The sequence below is a fragment of the Pseudomonas sp. KH_046_2 genome (assembly GCF_057838985.1).
The window spans coordinates 4,422,501-4,436,875 of sequence record NZ_CM174480.1 but is presented as its reverse complement, the minus strand read 5'-3'; the positions used below and the strand labels follow the sequence as shown (position 1 = coordinate 4,436,875).

General features: G+C 61.3%; 18 protein-coding genes and 1 pseudogene (1 of these 19 only partly in view). 6 read left to right on the top strand and 13 right to left on the bottom strand.

Going from position 1 to position 14,375, the window contains the following annotated elements; translation table 11 throughout:
* Positions 1 to 61: 61 nt before the first annotated feature.
* Entirely contained in the window at positions 62 to 289 is a 228-nt protein-coding gene (locus tag AC3IX1_RS20070; RefSeq protein WP_057713869.1) for an MbtH family protein, read from the top strand.
* A gap of 196 nt (positions 290 to 485) precedes the next feature.
* Here the strand turns inward: AC3IX1_RS20070 and AC3IX1_RS20065 are convergent, their stop codons facing one another.
* The 9 genes from AC3IX1_RS20065 to AC3IX1_RS20025 all read right to left on the bottom strand — a co-directional run bounded on the left by AC3IX1_RS20065 (position 486) and on the right by AC3IX1_RS20025 (position 7,476).
* Positions 486 to 1,388, bottom strand: coding sequence for a metal ABC transporter substrate-binding protein (locus tag AC3IX1_RS20065; RefSeq protein ID WP_489385533.1), 903 nt, complete (start codon positions 1,386 to 1,388; stop codon positions 486 to 488).
* Entirely contained in the window at positions 1,389 to 2,288 is a 900-nt protein-coding gene (locus AC3IX1_RS20060; RefSeq protein WP_489385532.1) for a metal ABC transporter permease, read from the bottom strand.
* Positions 2,288 to 3,133, bottom strand: coding sequence for a metal ABC transporter ATP-binding protein (locus tag AC3IX1_RS20055; RefSeq protein ID WP_489385531.1), 846 nt, complete (start codon positions 3,131 to 3,133; stop codon positions 2,288 to 2,290). Before AC3IX1_RS20055 ends, AC3IX1_RS20060 begins: the two co-directional genes overlap by 1 nt.
* Complete coding sequence (locus AC3IX1_RS20050; protein WP_489385530.1) at positions 3,130 to 4,056, bottom strand: metal ABC transporter substrate-binding protein; 927 nt, start codon at positions 4,054 to 4,056, stop codon at positions 3,130 to 3,132. The genes AC3IX1_RS20055 and AC3IX1_RS20050 overlap by 4 nt, the downstream gene beginning before the upstream one ends.
* 35 nt (positions 4,057 to 4,091) lie before the next feature.
* Positions 4,092 to 4,664, bottom strand: a complete 573-nt coding sequence (locus tag AC3IX1_RS20045; protein WP_489385529.1) for a DUF6162 family protein — start codon at positions 4,662 to 4,664, stop codon at positions 4,092 to 4,094.
* Entirely contained in the window at positions 4,661 to 4,990 is a 330-nt protein-coding gene (locus AC3IX1_RS20040) for a hypothetical protein (RefSeq protein ID WP_489385528.1), read from the bottom strand. The genes AC3IX1_RS20045 and AC3IX1_RS20040 overlap by 4 nt, the downstream gene beginning before the upstream one ends.
* Positions 4,987 to 5,529 (bottom strand): thiamine pyrophosphate-binding protein, encoded by a 543-nt coding sequence (locus AC3IX1_RS20035; protein ID WP_489385527.1) that lies wholly within the window; start codon positions 5,527 to 5,529, stop codon positions 4,987 to 4,989. The genes AC3IX1_RS20040 and AC3IX1_RS20035 overlap by 4 nt, the downstream gene beginning before the upstream one ends.
* Positions 5,526 to 6,728 carry a PepSY-associated TM helix domain-containing protein gene (locus tag AC3IX1_RS20030; protein WP_489385526.1) on the bottom strand — a complete coding sequence of 401 codons (1,203 nt, stop codon included), beginning with the start codon at positions 6,726 to 6,728 and terminating at the stop codon, positions 5,526 to 5,528. Before AC3IX1_RS20030 ends, AC3IX1_RS20035 begins: the two co-directional genes overlap by 4 nt.
* Before the next feature lie 289 nt (positions 6,729 to 7,017).
* Entirely contained in the window at positions 7,018 to 7,476 is a 459-nt protein-coding gene (locus AC3IX1_RS20025) for a VOC family protein (RefSeq protein WP_489385525.1), read from the bottom strand.
* A 275-nt stretch (positions 7,477 to 7,751) separates the two neighbouring features.
* Here AC3IX1_RS20025 and AC3IX1_RS20020 point away from each other — a divergent pair, with 275 nt between their 5' ends.
* The 4 genes from AC3IX1_RS20020 (at position 7,752) to AC3IX1_RS20005 (ending at position 11,975) form a co-directional block, all read left to right on the top strand.
* Positions 7,752 to 8,021 (top strand): hypothetical protein, encoded by a 270-nt coding sequence (locus AC3IX1_RS20020; protein WP_008054245.1) that lies wholly within the window; start codon positions 7,752 to 7,754, stop codon positions 8,019 to 8,021.
* A 101-nt stretch (positions 8,022 to 8,122) separates the two neighbouring features.
* Positions 8,123 to 8,737 (top strand): LysE family translocator, encoded by a 615-nt coding sequence (locus AC3IX1_RS20015; RefSeq protein ID WP_489385524.1) that lies wholly within the window; start codon positions 8,123 to 8,125, stop codon positions 8,735 to 8,737.
* A gap of 206 nt (positions 8,738 to 8,943) precedes the next feature.
* Positions 8,944 to 10,101, top strand: a complete 1,158-nt coding sequence (locus AC3IX1_RS20010; RefSeq protein ID WP_489385523.1) for a cysteine desulfurase family protein — start codon at positions 8,944 to 8,946, stop codon at positions 10,099 to 10,101.
* Between the two features lie 65 nt (positions 10,102 to 10,166).
* The gene (locus AC3IX1_RS20005; RefSeq protein ID WP_489385522.1) at positions 10,167 to 11,975 is read left to right on the top strand and encodes an aminopeptidase P family protein; all 1,809 of its coding nucleotides are present in this window, start codon (positions 10,167 to 10,169) and stop codon (positions 11,973 to 11,975) included.
* Here the strand turns inward: AC3IX1_RS20005 and AC3IX1_RS20000 are convergent.
* The 3 genes and pseudogenes from AC3IX1_RS20000 to AC3IX1_RS19990 all read right to left on the bottom strand — a co-directional run.
* Positions 11,968 to 12,066: pseudogene (locus AC3IX1_RS20000) on the bottom strand (LysR family transcriptional regulator); the annotation flags it as partial. The gene AC3IX1_RS20005 and the pseudogene AC3IX1_RS20000 sit on opposite strands and share 8 nt — an antisense overlap.
* 62 nt (positions 12,067 to 12,128) lie before the next feature.
* On the bottom strand, positions 12,129 to 12,719 hold the full coding sequence (locus tag AC3IX1_RS19995; RefSeq protein WP_489385521.1) for a 2-hydroxychromene-2-carboxylate isomerase: 591 nt from the start codon (positions 12,717 to 12,719) through the stop codon (positions 12,129 to 12,131).
* A 36-nt stretch (positions 12,720 to 12,755) separates the two neighbouring features.
* Complete coding sequence (locus AC3IX1_RS19990) at positions 12,756 to 13,484, bottom strand: SDR family oxidoreductase (RefSeq protein ID WP_489385520.1); 729 nt, start codon at positions 13,482 to 13,484, stop codon at positions 12,756 to 12,758.
* Positions 13,485 to 13,577: 93 nt separating this feature from the next.
* On the opposite strand from AC3IX1_RS19990, the gene AC3IX1_RS19985 reads away from it, so the two are divergent.
* Positions 13,578 to 14,138: a TetR/AcrR family transcriptional regulator gene (locus AC3IX1_RS19985; protein ID WP_489385519.1), complete on the top strand. Its 561-nt coding sequence runs from the start codon at positions 13,578 to 13,580 to the stop codon at positions 14,136 to 14,138.
* Between the two features lie 14 nt (positions 14,139 to 14,152).
* Here AC3IX1_RS19985 and AC3IX1_RS19980 read toward each other — a convergent pair whose 3' ends face one another.
* Positions 14,153 to 14,375, bottom strand: the 3' portion of a protein-coding gene (locus AC3IX1_RS19980) for a hypothetical protein (RefSeq protein ID WP_489385518.1). It continues 59 nt past the right edge of the window; 223 of the gene's 282 nt are visible here — the last part of the coding sequence; the start codon falls outside the window, past its right edge; its stop codon occupies positions 14,153 to 14,155.

The window sequence follows — 14,375 nt, the reverse complement described above, 5'->3', positions numbered from 1 at the left end:
TTCCTTCTACATAACGGCTGCGCACACAGCGCAGCCCGCCCGAAAACGATGGAGAGACACCATGACGTCAGTATTCGACCGCGAGGACATCCTCTTTCAGGTCGTGGTCAACCACGAAGAGCAATACTCGATCTGGCCCGACTACAAAGCCGTGCCACAAGGCTGGCGCACCGTGGGCAAAAGCGGGCTGAAAAAGGAATGCCTGGCCTACATCGAAGAGACCTGGACCGACATGCGCCCGTTGAGCCTGCGGCAGAAGATGGATGAGCAGGCGGCTGTGGCGCACTGATCCGTCATGCAAAAAGAAGCCCGCTGAACCGGTAAGGTCAGCGGGCTTTTTCAGGTCTTGTGTCGCCTATCAGGCCGCTATCGCGAGCAGGCTCGCTCCTACATTTGATCTCGGATTTACACAAGTTCTGTGTCCACTGAAAATCCCCTGTGGGAGTGAGCCTGCTCGCGATGAACGATAACTCGGTCTAATTCAATTACACACCACTCAGCCCCTTGATCAGCAAATCCACATTCCCCTCCAGCTCCGCCACCGGATCCTCGGCATCGGTACTCAACACCACCAACCGGCTACCCGACCCGGCAATCACCGCTTTCAGCGCATCCGACGGCTGCCGGTGATGCAGCACCACCGCCACGTCATTGTCCTTGAGCGTTGCGCCCAACTGCTTTAGCGCCTCCGGTGTCCACTCGGCATCGGCGCGTGGGTCCTGGCCGATCAATTCCAGATTGAGGCCGCCGATCAGGTAACCAAAGTGATCGCTGAGGCTCATCACACTCAGGTTATCCGCATCGGCCAGCCGCGCCTCGCTGATGGCGCTGAGCTTGAGCAAACGCTGCTTGAGCGCTGCCAGGTTGGCGTCGATTTGCGGCTTGGCCTCGGGAGCCAGGCGTACCAGATCCGCCGCCATTACATCGGCCATACGCCCCATGTTATTGCTGGAGAGCCACGGCTGACTGTTCAGGCCGTCGACCTTGTTGTCAGGCTGTACGGCTATGCCGGGCAGGGCGCCGTCCACCGGGCGGGCGGCGTCGACTTCGACGATACGGATATTGCTGCGCCGTGAGATCGGGTACAGCGGGTCATCCGGCCACAGTGAGCGCAGGCCGATCACCGCATCGGCATCGTCCGCCAGTTTGGCCAGCGCCGGGGCGCCACGGCCGGTGAAGTAGGCAGTCTGGCGGCTGCCGGGCAAACTGGCCGGGGCCGCACGTTCGAGGCTGACATCGGTGCCCTTGAGCAACGCCTCACCCAGCCCATAGGTAATCGGCAAGGAGGCCAGCACACGCAGCGGTTTGCCGTTGTCGGTGGCCATGGCCGTTGTCGCCAGCCCACACAGGGCGACGGCGAGGGTCAGTTGACGCATCGAAAAAGTCATTTATCCAAGGTTCCCTTTCAGGCTGGGGACGACGCCGCGCGCGAGGGCGGCCAGGGCGAAGGCGATACCGGCCACGAGGATGATCGCGGCGCCGGACGGGATCGGCAGGTCGAAGACAATCGGCGCGAGAATCCCGCACAGCGTGCTGACGGTAGCGATCAGCACCGAACACCAGAAAAAGCCCTTCAGTGACTGGCTGAGCAAACGTGCCGCGGCGGCCGGAATCACCAGCAGGGCGCCCACCAGAATCGCGCCGATGACTTTCACGGCGGCAACAGTGATCAGCGTCACCAGAATCACGAACAGGTAATCCAGGGTTTTCACCGCCACCCCGCGCACCGCCGCCAGCTGCGGATTGAAACTGGCGAGCATGATGCGGTTGTACAACGGCAAGGCCAGGGCCATGACCAGCGAACCGACGATGGCCAGCACCAGCAGGTCGTTGCCGTTGACCGTCAGCACCGAGCCGAACAGTACGTTTTCCAGAATGTGCACGTTGATCTTGCCCGCCAGAATCAGCAGCAGGCTCGCGCCCAGGGCAAGTGACACCGAGAGAAACACACCGATCAAGGTGTCCGGCGCCAGGCCGGTGCGGTTACGCAGGTAATTAAGCAGGATGCCGAACAGCAGGCAGTAGCCGAACAGGCTGCCGTAAGGCCCGGTGTAGGGTTCGCCGAGCAGGATGCCGATGGCCACGCCAGTCAGTGCAGCATGACCGACCGCCTCGGAGAAAAACGCGAAGCGCTTGACCACCACCAGCGTGCCCAGGCCGCCCAGCACCGGGCCGATCAGCAGGCCGGCGATCAAGGCGTTGACCACGAACCCATAGGCCAGCGCCTCGGGCAGATAACCCGACGACGCCCAGCCCTGGACTATCAGGCGAAAAGCTTCGTAACTCATCAGGCAAGACTCCGTGGGTGGGTCGAGAACAGGGTCAGCAGACGCTCCGGTGTCAGCGCTTGTTGCGGCATGGCGTCGAACAGCACCCGGCGATTGAGCCCGGTGACGTGATCGGCCAGGCGCCCGACCGCTTCCAGGTCGTGCTCGATCCACAGCACGGTGATGCCCGCTGCTCGCCAGTCGCCGAGCAAGCGTTCGAACACCCGGATGCCGGCCTCATCGAGGGCCGACATCGGTTCGTCAAGCACCAGCAATTGCGGAGCCGGAATCAGTCCCTGGGCCAGCAACACCCGTTGCCGTTCGCCGCCGGACAGCGCGCCCATGCGGCGCTTGCGTTTGTCCTGCATGCCGACCCGCTCCAGCGCCTCGCCAATCGCCGCCGCGTAGTGTTTGCTCAAGCCGAGAAAGGCCGGGCGACGCTGGCACATGGCGGCCATGAAATCGTCGACGGTCATCGGCAAGCCCCGGTCGAACTCCAGCGCCTGTGGCACATAGCCGATGGCCCCCGGCTCGGCGGGCCACTGCAGGCTCAAGCGGCCCTGATGCGGCATTTGCCCGAGCAGGGTCTTGATCAGAGAACTCTTGCCGCCACCGTTGGGGCCGACCAGTGCGTGCACGCTGCCGGGGCGGACCTGGAAGGTTACGTTGTCGAGGATCGTCGTGCGGCCAAGGGTCAGGCTGACGTCAGCAAAACCCACGGTCGGTCCGAGAACCTGTGGGAGCGAGCTTGCTCGCGATTGCGGTGTGTCATTCAGTGATGATGGCGCCTGACTGGACGTCTTCGCGAGCAGGCTCGCTACCACAGGGGATTCTGCATCGGCCAGGATGGTTTCTTTCGATGTCATGCCCCCGACTCCTGAATCGCCCGCACCACGGTGTCGAGGTTGCCGGTCATTTCCTTTTCGTACTTGTCGGCGGTGTACTCGCCGTAGGAAATGTGCGACAGCGGATACAGCTTCACCCCGGATTCGCGCTGGATGGTGTCGACGTAAGTGGAAGGAAAGTCCATCTCCGAGAAGATCACTTTCACGTCCAGTTCACGCAGTTGATCGATGGTTTTCTTCAGCTGGCTTGGGCTTGGCTCGATACCGTGGGCCGGTTCGACCACGGCTGTTACTTCCAGGCCGAACTCACGCAGCAGGTAGTCGTAGGCCGCATGCACCGTGGCCACCCGCAGTTCGGCGTTCGGTGCCTGGGTCAGTTTGGCCAGGGCGTCGGCGCGCATCTTGCGCAAGCGCTTGCCATAGGCGCGGGCGTTCTCGGTGTAGGTTTTGGCATTGGCGGGATCGAGTTTGCCCAGCTCCCGAGCGATGTTGTTGACCTGGGCAATCGAGGCGCTGATCGACAGGAAGGTGTGCGGGTTTACCACTTTGCCGGCACCGCGTGCGGCCACGCCGGTGGCGGCCAGCAGCGGTACGTTTTCGTTGGCTTCGATTACCGGCACGTTCGGGGTTTCGCTGGCGGCGATCATGCGGTCGGCGAAATCGTCATGTCCGACGCCGTTGAGCACGATCACGTCCAGCCCGCTGATGCGCTTGATGTCTTCGGCGCGGGGCTCGTAGGCATGCGGGTTGAAACCGGCCGGAATCAGCGGCACCACCTCGGCCTTGTCGCCGACGATGTTCGCCACGTAGCTGTAGTAGGGATGCAGGGTGATGCCGATGCGCAGGCGCTTGGCTTCGTCGGCGCTGGCCAGTGATGGCAGCAGGCAGGCGAGCAAGCCGACCAGCAGCAGGCGCAAAAAACAACATTGAGATGAATTGGGCATGGGAAAGCGGTCTTCTCTCGGAAAAAGGCGAGGGTTCAGTGCCGGTGCTGGCGGGTCACGCCGGCATCGAATTGGGCGACGACCTGCTGCCAGCCGGCGCTTTCGAGCGCGGCGTCGCTGAGGTCGGCAGGGGCCGTGAGCGTGCTGGCGCGGTTGAGCCAGATGTCCGGTGCATCATTGGCTGCGGCCAGGCGCATCAGGAATGAACCGGCGACCGTCGGCGTCTGGCTCTGGCCGAAATAGGCCTTGTCGTCGAGCAATTGCCAGGCATGGCCGCCCCGGCTGACGGAGCTGGCGTCCCGGGCAAACGGCGCAAACCCTTCCTCGGCCAGCGCCTCGGGAGTTGGCAGCGCTTGCTGCTCCTGACGCAGCAGGTGGATCTCGTCCAGCGTCACCCGCAAATCGGCGTAGATACCTTGCTCGGATGCACTGAGGTCACGGCGCGCATCCAGTTGATGGCTGCTAACGCTGCTCACCTCATGGGATTCACCGCGCCAGAGCACCACCGAGCCGGCCACCGCCAGGATCATCAGGCACAGCAGCAGAACGTAGAGGGTTTCGTGACCGGCCCCGGCCGGGCGCACGACTTGGGTCGTTGGAGTGCTCATGGCGCCTCGATGTCCGCTTGGTCGATTTCCACGACGTGACCGGGGCCAGCGTCGAACAGCACATAGAACTCGGCGCCGGGCTTCTTGAAGGTCAGGGTCGAATCAGGCCCGAGCTTGCCCGGTACCAGGATGGTTTCGTCGTAGCCGATCACATCGAGGGTCACGCCAGGAGCGCCGCTGCCGTCGGAAAAACCGCCGGTGCACTTGATCTGTTCGGCGTCGATGGCCTTGCATTCGCACATCGGGTTGTGGGCCAGCGCGCTGGCGCTGAAGCCGGCGCAGAGCAGCAGCAACACGGCGTTGAGCGGGCGAAGAGGGTTGATCATGGTTTGCCTCCTTGTTTGTTCAACCAGGCGATGGTGGCGGGGGAGGCCTGGCTCAAAGGAATGGATGCCTGATGCATGGCGCCGTCCCAGCCTTCCATGGTGATCCATAGTTCGGCGTCGGCCGTGGTCTTTTCCGGGACGGGCAGCGAAGCGCCCATGCGGTACGGGGCGCCGAAGAAAATCACCCCGGCGGCGCGCAGGCTGCGGGGCTTGCCGATACGCAGGTAAGTGGCCTTGACCTGGCCGATACAGGCCTCGCACAGCGCGGCGTTGAAACCCTTCATGTGGCCGGCGGGGCCTTCGAGCATCGGGGCTGAATTGCGCAATTCCGCCAGGCGCAGGCTCCAGGGACCGACCCGGACTTCGCCGACTTCCCGTTCGCCAAGGCCACTGTCGCCGCGCATCAATGCCTCGTCGGCGAAGTACTTGGGCATGAAACCGAGTGGAATCAGCAACAACAGGACATTCAGGTGAAAGCGCCATTTGTGCCAGAACACGCTCAGGCGCGAGGGTTGTGGGGCTGCAATGTCTTTGCTCACAGGTCGACCTCCGACACTTCGTGGTTCGTGGCCGGTTGCGCCACGGCGTCGCGCTGTTTCTTGTTGCTGCGTTTGAAAGCATTGGCCGTGGCCAGCGCCGTGCGCTTGGTCCAGATCAGCAGGCCGCTGAGCACCATCATGCTCAGCAACAGGCCGAAGAACGCCCAGATCAGCTTGATCCACAGTCCGCCGAAATCGCCGGTGTGCAGCGGGCGCATGGACTCGGTGACGAACTCCAGGGCCGAACGGTCCGAGATCAGGCGCGAGGCGGCGATTTCACCGTTGTACGGGTTGATCGTGGCGGTCTGGAACATCAACGGATACCAACCGCGTCCGCCGACATCCAGATGGCTGTAGGCATTGCCCGGCAGGCTGACGAAACTGGCCTCCAGCCCGGAGATTTCCTGTGTGGCGATTTCAACCGCGCGATCAAGGTCGATACGCGGCGGGGGCGAGCCATCGGGCGACAGCGGCACCGCTTCGCGGGACATCGCCGGGATGATCTTTTCCGTGGAGATGGAAATCTGGTTATCGGACAGCAAGGCCTGGATCAGGAACCAGGTGCCGGTAATGGAAATCACCGCGATGAACCAGATCGACCAGATGCCGCTCAAGCGGTGAAAGTCGCCCCAGAAAATCCGCGCACCGTGGCGAAAGCGCAGGGTCGGGCGAAAAAAACCTTTCCAGAAACGTTTGTAGACCACCAGCCCGGTGATCAGCGAAGCCAGCAACGGCAAGCCGAGAAACGACACCAGGTACCAGCCCCAGCTGTAACCATTGGTGAACGGCACCAGCCACCAAGCGTGCAGGGCGCGGGTAAAGGCGCGGAAGTTGAACTCCGGCGCGACGCCCTGGATCACGCCGCTGTACGGATTGACATAAATCACCACCGAGCGCCCGTCGGGGTAGCTGACTTCGACATCCAGTGCGAAGTGCGACTCGTCGGGGCGGCTGATGCTCTGCACTACGGTCTGCGGTTCGGCCCTGTTGATGGCCTCGATGACCTGCTGATAGCTGAGCAGCGGAGCATCGTCCGAGGGCTGGCTGGCGCGCATTGACGGATTGGCCAGCCAGACGATCTCCTGGCTGATGACGGCCAGGGTTCCAGTCACACAGACGATCAGCACGAAAAACCAGATCGGCAGCGCCAGCCAGCTATGGACCAGGAACCAGATTTTTGAACGGGACTTCTTTGACATGTTGGAGGTCTTGGCTCGATGAGAGGCAGCTCGGCTGCGGGCTTCGCAGGGGGGAGCGCCCTGAAGGTCCTGTCGTGGCTTTTGCCTACGCGACAGGACTGCATCTATGTAGGACGGATGAGCGGGGGAAATCCCGAAAGGGGAAATGAAAGAAAATGTTTCTCATTGCCGACAGGTCGCGGGCGGGCATGCTTGCGCAAGTGATTAGCTAGTCGGCGGTACTGTTGAAGGCGGGGCCTCTGTGGGAGCGAGCCTGTTCGCGAAGAGGCCCGCTCCAGCACCAAGGATTTCAACCCTGGGCAAACATCTCCTTCGCCCGTTGCTCGATCTGCTCCTGGGTCAGGTCTTCCTTGTGCGTGGCCAGGAACCACAGATGCCCGTAGGGATCCTTCAAGGTCCCGGAACGGTCGCCATAAAACTGGTCCTTGACCTCCGATACAACGGTTGCGCCGGCATCGATCGCCTGTTTGTAGGACTTGTCGACATCCGTCACGTACAAGTGCAGACCCACGGACGGCGAATTGTCCGGGTTGCTCAGCGGCCCCTGATCACATGGTGTGCCCAGCATGATCGGGCAATCGCCGATGCGCAGTTCAGCGTGGCCGACACTGCCGTCGGGCATGTCCAGGCGCATGATTTCAATGGCTCCGAAGGCTTTTTTGTAGAATGCGATGGCTTCGGCGGCTTTGTTGATGCCCAGATAGGGGGTGATGCTGTGATATCCCTCTGGAATGGGTTTGACGCTCATGATGGATCTCCCTGATCTTGTTGCGTGAATGGAAAGTACCTGTGCCGTTATACGACCGAATAAATATAGGCCAGCCTCTTTCGCCTCACCGAGCGCCCGACGAGCAGCAATGCCACACAAATGCCATCAGGTCGGCTCCAGCCAGTGTGCTCCCAGCACATCGACAATGATCGCCATTTCTTGATAGCCACTATTGAAAGCGTTGATTTCTGCTGCCCGGGAGGCGCGGGTAGCCTGTGTTCATTGCCTCGAACCCAGTCGCCAGGACGCCAGAAATGAAACCGATGATTGCCACTTTGCTGATGCTAGCCGTCTCCGTACTCGCCGGATGTGCCAGCCATGTTTCCCCTGAGCTTCGGCCTTACACGGCTGAAGAAAGCAAGGAACTGGCACTGGAGGCGCTGAACCGCCGCGGTTTGTCCTTTGACGAATACCACGCGAAAAAAGCCGAACTGCTCGGCCAGCCGCAAAAGTCGTTCAACTTCGACAACCAGGGTGAAATGAACGCCGGGCGATCTGTACAGCTTCACGGTCGTCCAAGCTGAAGCGAAACTGTACTGCTCCAAGTTTCGCGTAACTGTCCATGGGTTTCGTGCAGGGGGTGCGATAGGGTCAACACCTGACCGACCCTGACGGACTGCCACCCATGACGCTCTCACTCGACCTGCTGCTGGGCTTCGCCCTGTTTGCCCTCGTCACCTCGATCACACCCGGCCCGAACAACACCATGTTGCTGGCATCCGGGGTGAACTTCGGCTTCAACCGCACGATTCCGCACATGCTCGGCATCACTTGTGGCTTCTTTGTACTGGTGGTGGCGGTCGGTTTCGGCCTTGGCGCGGTGTTCCAGACTTACCCTGTGCTCTACACCGTGCTGCGTTATGCGGGGGCGGCGTATTTGCTGTATCTGGCGTGGAAAATCGCCCATTCCGGGCCCATGTCGGAGAGTCAGCAGGGCGAGGCGAAACCGATCAGCTATCTGGGCGCCGCCGCGTTCCAGTGGGTCAATCCCAAGGCCTGGATCATGGCCATTGGCGCTATCAGCACCTACACGCCGATGCAGGGTTACTTCACTAATGTGATCGTGATCGCGGCCGTCTTTGCGATCATCAACCTGCCGAGTGTCGGTGTCTGGGCCGCTTGCGGCACGCTGTTGCGCAACGTCCTGAAGGATCGCCGCTGGCTGCGCCTGTTCAATTGGGGAATGGCCGCGCTGCTCGTGGGTTCGCTGTATCCGCTGTTGCTCGAAAGCTTTAGCTGACGCATTGCTTCAACCGGTTGCCCGATGCCTGTTAAGCTGACTTTTCAGGAGCGTTCCTACGCACTTTTAAATGAAGTAATTCTTCTTTAACGGCATCCGATCAGGTATTGGTAGCGTTCTGAAAACAGCGCGCAGCTCACAAGGCTGCGCTTTGCCGTTTGCAGTCACGAGCTTCCTGATCCCGGAACACGCTCTGAGAGTCTTTTATGAATAAACGTCCGTTGTATTTCGATTACGCCGCCACCACGCCGGTGGATGAGCGGGTCATCAAGGTGATGGTCGAGTGTCTGGGCATTACCGGCAATTTCGGCAACCCGGCCTCCAGCTCCCACGCCTTCGGCCAGCAGGCCCGGCAATCGGTGGAGCAGGCGCGACGCCAGGTCGCCGAACTGGTCGGCGCGACGCCCGGGCAGATCGTCTGGACCTCCGGCGCCACCGAATCCAACAACCTTGCGCTCAAAGGCGTGACCCAGGCCCGCGGCACTGGCGGCGGCCATATCATCACCAGCCAGATCGAACACAAGGCCATTCTCGATACCGCCAGGCAGCTGCAGGAGGCCGGTGTCGCGGTGACCTATCTGGTGCCGGACGCCGAGGGCCTGATCACGGCGCAAGCGGTGAGCGAAGCCATGCGCGAGGACACCTTCCTGGTGTCGCTGATGCTGGTCAACAACGAATTGGGCACCCTCAACGACATTCCCGCCATCGGTCAGGTCGTGCGTGATCGCGGGGCGTTGTTCCATGTCGATGCCGCACAGGGCGCGGGCAAAGTAGCGATCGACCTCGGCCAGTGGCCGGTGGACCTGATGTCGTTTTCCGCGCACAAGCTCTATGGCCCCAAAGGCATCGGCGCGTTGTATGTCGGTCCGCGTGCACAACAGCGTTTGCAGGCGCAGATCCATGGCGGCGGGCATGAGGGCGGTTTACGTTCCGGCACGTTGGCGACCCATCAGATCGTGGCCATGGGCGCGGCCTTTGCACTGGCGGCGGCTGCGTTCGATGAAGAGAAAGCCACCATCGTGCGTTTGCGTGAGCGCTTGCTCGAGCAATTGCAGAGCGTTCCCGGCGTGCGTCTCAACGGCAGCCCGACCCGACGCATTCCCCATACCCTGAGCCTGACCTTCGACGAAGGCGAGTTCAACCCGGCGGCGTTGCTGGTATCGATCGCGTTTTCCGCGACTTCGGCCTGCAGTTCCGCGAGCAATACCCCATCCCATGTACTGCTGGCCCTGGGGCACGATGCCCGCTCGGCCGGCCGCACCATCCGCTTGAGCCTCGGGCGCTTCACCACCGAGCAGGACATCGACCAGGCGGTTCAACTGATCAAGGCAGCCTGCGCCAGTGCTCCGGCATTCTGGCAATAGGGCGACGAAGCGCCGACATTGATCGGCACCCAACAATAATGATGAAGTGGTTAGCAGGAGACACGATGAATACGCAGCTTTCGATCAATGGATCGGTGCCCCAGCGCCTGGCGCAAACCCGCGAACTGATGAGCCGGGAGGGCATTCATGCCTTGCTGGTGCCGTCGGCCGACCCGCACCTGTCCGAATACCTGCCGGGTTACTGGCAGGGGCGCCAGTGGTTGTCGGGTTTCCATGGTTCGGTCGGCACCTTGATCGTGACTCCGGACTTTGCCGGCGTCTGGGCCGACAGCCGTTATTGGGAGCAGGCGACCAAGGAACTCAAGGGCAGCGGCATTGACCTGGTCAAGCTACAACCGGGTCAACCCGGGCCACTGGAATGGCTGGCCGAGCAAACCCCGGAGGGTGGCGTTGTCGCGGTCGATGGCGCGGTCATGGCCGTGGCTTCGGCACGGACCCTGGGCAGCAAACTTGAAGAGCGCGGCGCCCGTCTGCGTACCGACATCGACCTGTTGAGCGGCGTCTGGAACGACCGCCCAGGCCTGCCGAACGAACCGATCTATCAGCACCTGCCACCACAGGCGACCGTCAGCCGTGGCGAAAAACTCGCCAAGCTGCGTGAAACCCTTCAGGCGCGGGGTGCCGACTGGCATTTCATCGCCACCCTGGATGACATCGCCTGGCTGTTCAACCTGCGTGGCGGCGACGTGTCGTTCAACCCGGTGTTTGTTTCCTTCGCCTTGATCAATCAACAGCAGGCCACGCTGTTTGTCGCCTTGAGCAAAGTCAGCACCGAACTGCGCGCCATCCTCGAACAGGACGGCGTGACCTTGCGCGATTACAGCGAAGTCGCCGCTGCTCTGCGCGCCGTGCCGAGCGGTGCGAGCCTGCAGGTCGACCCGGCGCGGGTTACGGCGGGGTTGCTGGACAACCTGAACAGCGGGGTGAAGCTGATCGAAGGCCTGAACCCGACCACCCTGGCCAAATCGCAAAAGAGCCTGGCCGATGCCGAACACATCCGTCAGGCCATGGAACAGGACGGTGCAGCGCTGTGCGAATTCTTCGCCTGGCTGGACTCGGCGCTGGGGCGCGAGCGCATTACCGAACTGACCATCGACGAAAAACTCACCGCCGCCCGTGAGCGTCGTCCGGATTATGTGTCGCTGAGTTTCAACACCATCGCCGCGTTCAACGCCAATGGCGCGATGCCGCACTACCATGCCACCGAAGAAGAACACGCGGTGATCGAAGGGGACGGCCTGCTGCTGATTGACTCCGGCGGCCAATACCTGGGCGGCACCACCGACATCACGCGGATGGTTGCGGTTGGCACACCGACCGATGAGCAAAAACGCGATTGCACCCGCGTGCTCAAAGGCGTGATTGCCTTGTCCCGCGCGCAGTTCCCGAAAGGCATCCTGTCGCCGCTGCTCGATGCGATCGCCCGTGCGCCCATCTGGGCGGAAAGTGTCGACTACGGTCACGGCACCGGTCATGGCGTCGGTTACTTCCTGAACGTCCACGAAGGTCCGCAAGTCATCGCTTATCAGGCCGCACCTGCACCGCAAACCGCGATGCAACCCGGCATGATCACGTCCATTGAACCGGGCACCTATCGTCCGGGGCGTTGGGGTGTGCGGATCGAAAACCTGGCGATGAACCGTGAGGCAGGCAAAAGTGAATTCGGCGAGTTCCTCAAGTTCGAAACGCTGACCCTGTGCCCGATCGATACGCGCTGCCTGGAAACTTCGCTGCTGTCGGACGAGGAAAAGCAGTGGTTCAACGCTTACCACGCCGAAGTGCGCGAGCGCCTGAGCCCATTGGTCGAAGGTGCCGCACTGGACTGGCTGAATACTCGCACCGCGGCTATCTGATTGGCTGCAGCCCGGGCGCTGTCTCCAGCGCCTGGCTCATGTAGTCGACAAAGGCTCTGACCCTGGCGGATTGGCGACGATTCGCCGGGGCACAGAAGCTGCCCTTGTACCGCTCTTGTCGGGAGCGGCAAAGGGGTGGTTGGTGGTCGGGGCTTAACTCAAGGCTTCGAGCACGAAGTCCAGTCGATCCTGGCCGAAGTACATCTGGTTGTCGACAAACATGCTTGGGGCTCCGAATACGCCTCGCTGTACGGCTTTTTCGGTGTTGTCCTTGAGCAGGGCTTTGACTTCTTCATCGGCGGTCAGGGCCAGTATCTCTTGTGGATCGAACCCGTTTTCGCCAAGTACCACCGCGACGGTCGCCAATTCATCCAGGCTGCGACCATCGACCCAAATGGCCTTGAACAGGCAATCGATGAAGGCGGCAAAGCGTTCAGGGTGACGCAATTGCATGCCTGTTACGGCGCGCATGAGCATCAAGGTGTTGATCGGAAAGTGCGGATTGAATTTCAGAGGTACGCCGTAGCGTTTGGCGTAGCGGTCCAGATCCTGAAACATGTAGCGGCCCTTGGCCGGGACAGTCGCCGGAGAGGCGTTTCCGGTAGCTTTGAATACTCCGCCCAGCAAGAGTGGGATGTAGATCAATTGGGTGTCTGTCTGCGCGCAGATCTTCGGTAGCTGGGTATAGGCCAGATAGGTGGCGGGACTGCCGAGGTCGAAGTAGAACTCCACGGTTTTGCTCATGTTCAAGGCGCTCGTCTTATTGTTGTGTGGGAAAAGTTACCAGCGTTCACTCCAAGGGCGAAGGTCCAGCTCGAAGGTCCAGGCATCGCGGGGCTGGCTGTGCAGGTACCAATAGTTTTCGGCGATATGCTCGGGATTGAGGATGCCGTCCTGATCCTTGGTCGCGTATTTCTCGGGGAAGCTGTCGCGGATGAAATCGGTATCGATGGCGCCGTCGACGACGACATGGGCAACGTGAATATTCATCGGGCCGAGCTCTCGGGCCATGCTTTGCGCCAGCGCGCGAATGCCGTGCTTGGCACCGGCAAATGCGGCGAACCCGGCTGCGCCACGCAGGCCTGCAGTGGCGCCGGTGAACAGGATCGTGCCCCGCTGGCGCCTGGCCATTCGTTTGGCCACTTCCCGCGCATTGAGAAAACCGGAAAAACAGGCCATTTCCCAGATCTTGAAATACTTGCGGGCGGTTTCTTCGAGAATGCTGCACGGCACGTTGGCGCCGATGTTGAACACGAACGCCTCGATGGGGCCGATCTCGCTTTCGATCTGCTCGACCAGCGCCACCACATCGTCTTCCTTACGGGCATCGCAGGCGAAACCGTGGGCCTCGCCACCGTCGGCCTTGATGGCATCCACCAGTGGCTGGAGCTTGTCTGCACTGCGGCGGGTGACGCAGGCGACAAAACCCTCCTGGGCAAAACGCTTGGCAATGGCGCCACCCGTGGCATCACCTGCACCGACGACCAGTACGACCTTCTTGTTATTCATGGGTAGATCCCTTTTGGTAAACGATCGTTAACTAAACGAACGTTATGCTATGATTCGACAGGCGTCAAGGCGAGCAATTTAGGGGGAAGGGCAATGCGTTATTCGGCCAGTCACAAGCTGGAAACCAGGCAACGGCTGCTGGAAAGCAGTGCGGTATCGGCCAAGAAGTCCGGATTTTCAACGGTGGGCGTGGACGGCCTGATGAAAGCGATTGGCTTGAGTGGCGGCGCCTTCTATAGCCACTTCTCGTCGAAAGACGAGTTGTTCGCAAGCATAGTCGAACGTGAGTTGGGGCAAAGTCTGACGCGACTGGGGGAGGGGCAGGACCGGGACAAGCTTGAGCGCTGCTTGAAACAGTACCTGAGTATGTCTCACGTCGAGAATCCGGAAACCGGTTGTGCATTGCCTGCATTGGGGGCGGAAATTGCCCGTTCCGACCTGGCTGTCCGTCAACAGGCGGAGCACTGGATTTGTCGGCTTCAGGAACGTTGGGCGGGTGTTCTGCAAAGCGACAGCCTGGCGTGGGCGATTCTGTCGCAATGTATTGGCGCGCTGGTCGTGGCGCGCATGCTGGCTAGCCCTGATATCCAGCGCACGGTGCTGAAGTCCAGCTACGAGGAAATCGGCCGTCAGATCGCAAGCCCGAGGACCTGACGCGACGGCTCTGCCTATTTGCAGATGACAATCATGCTGCGGCTGGTATAGCCCGCAGGATTGAGGCCAAACGGGTAATCGCCGGGCTCTTCCACGGCATCTCCCGACTTGGCGATGACCTTGTATCCCTTGGGTGCGCAGGAATTGGCGGCGCTGGCGTAGCACTTGTCCCAGGATGAAGACAGTCCGGAACAGTTGATGTGTAGCCCTTTCTTGCCGTGCTTGATCTGTGTTTCC

What these genes read in the sequence shown, in the direction of transcription:
- AC3IX1_RS20010 (WP_489385523.1), top strand. Translation starts at nt 8,944, where the DNA reads ATGAATAAACGTCCGTTGTATTTCGATTACGCCGCCACCACGCCGGTG.
- AC3IX1_RS20055 (WP_489385531.1), bottom strand. Translation starts at nt 3,133, where the DNA reads ATGACATCGAAAGAAACCATCCTGGCCGATGCAGAATCCCCTGTGGTA.
- AC3IX1_RS19990 (WP_489385520.1), bottom strand. Translation starts at nt 13,484, where the DNA reads ATGAATAACAAGAAGGTCGTACTGGTCGTCGGTGCAGGTGATGCCACG.
- AC3IX1_RS20005 (WP_489385522.1), top strand. Translation starts at nt 10,167, where the DNA reads ATGAATACGCAGCTTTCGATCAATGGATCGGTGCCCCAGCGCCTGGCG.
- AC3IX1_RS20025 (WP_489385525.1), bottom strand. Translation starts at nt 7,476, where the DNA reads ATGAGCGTCAAACCCATTCCAGAGGGATATCACAGCATCACCCCCTAT.
- AC3IX1_RS20060 (WP_489385532.1), bottom strand. Translation starts at nt 2,288, where the DNA reads ATGAGTTACGAAGCTTTTCGCCTGATAGTCCAGGGCTGGGCGTCGTCG.
- AC3IX1_RS20015 (WP_489385524.1), top strand. Translation starts at nt 8,123, where the DNA reads ATGACGCTCTCACTCGACCTGCTGCTGGGCTTCGCCCTGTTTGCCCTC.
- AC3IX1_RS19985 (WP_489385519.1), top strand. Translation starts at nt 13,578, where the DNA reads ATGCGTTATTCGGCCAGTCACAAGCTGGAAACCAGGCAACGGCTGCTG.
- AC3IX1_RS20050 (WP_489385530.1), bottom strand. Translation starts at nt 4,056, where the DNA reads ATGCCCAATTCATCTCAATGTTGTTTTTTGCGCCTGCTGCTGGTCGGC.
- AC3IX1_RS20065 (WP_489385533.1), bottom strand. Translation starts at nt 1,388, where the DNA reads ATGACTTTTTCGATGCGTCAACTGACCCTCGCCGTCGCCCTGTGTGGG.
- AC3IX1_RS20030 (WP_489385526.1), bottom strand. Translation starts at nt 6,728, where the DNA reads ATGTCAAAGAAGTCCCGTTCAAAAATCTGGTTCCTGGTCCATAGCTGG.
- AC3IX1_RS19995 (WP_489385521.1), bottom strand. Translation starts at nt 12,719, where the DNA reads ATGAGCAAAACCGTGGAGTTCTACTTCGACCTCGGCAGTCCCGCCACC.
- AC3IX1_RS20040 (WP_489385528.1), bottom strand. Translation starts at nt 4,990, where the DNA reads ATGATCAACCCTCTTCGCCCGCTCAACGCCGTGTTGCTGCTGCTCTGC.
- AC3IX1_RS20070 (WP_057713869.1), top strand. Translation starts at nt 62, where the DNA reads ATGACGTCAGTATTCGACCGCGAGGACATCCTCTTTCAGGTCGTGGTC.
- AC3IX1_RS20020 (WP_008054245.1), top strand. Translation starts at nt 7,752, where the DNA reads ATGAAACCGATGATTGCCACTTTGCTGATGCTAGCCGTCTCCGTACTC.
- AC3IX1_RS20045 (WP_489385529.1), bottom strand. Translation starts at nt 4,664, where the DNA reads ATGAGCACTCCAACGACCCAAGTCGTGCGCCCGGCCGGGGCCGGTCAC.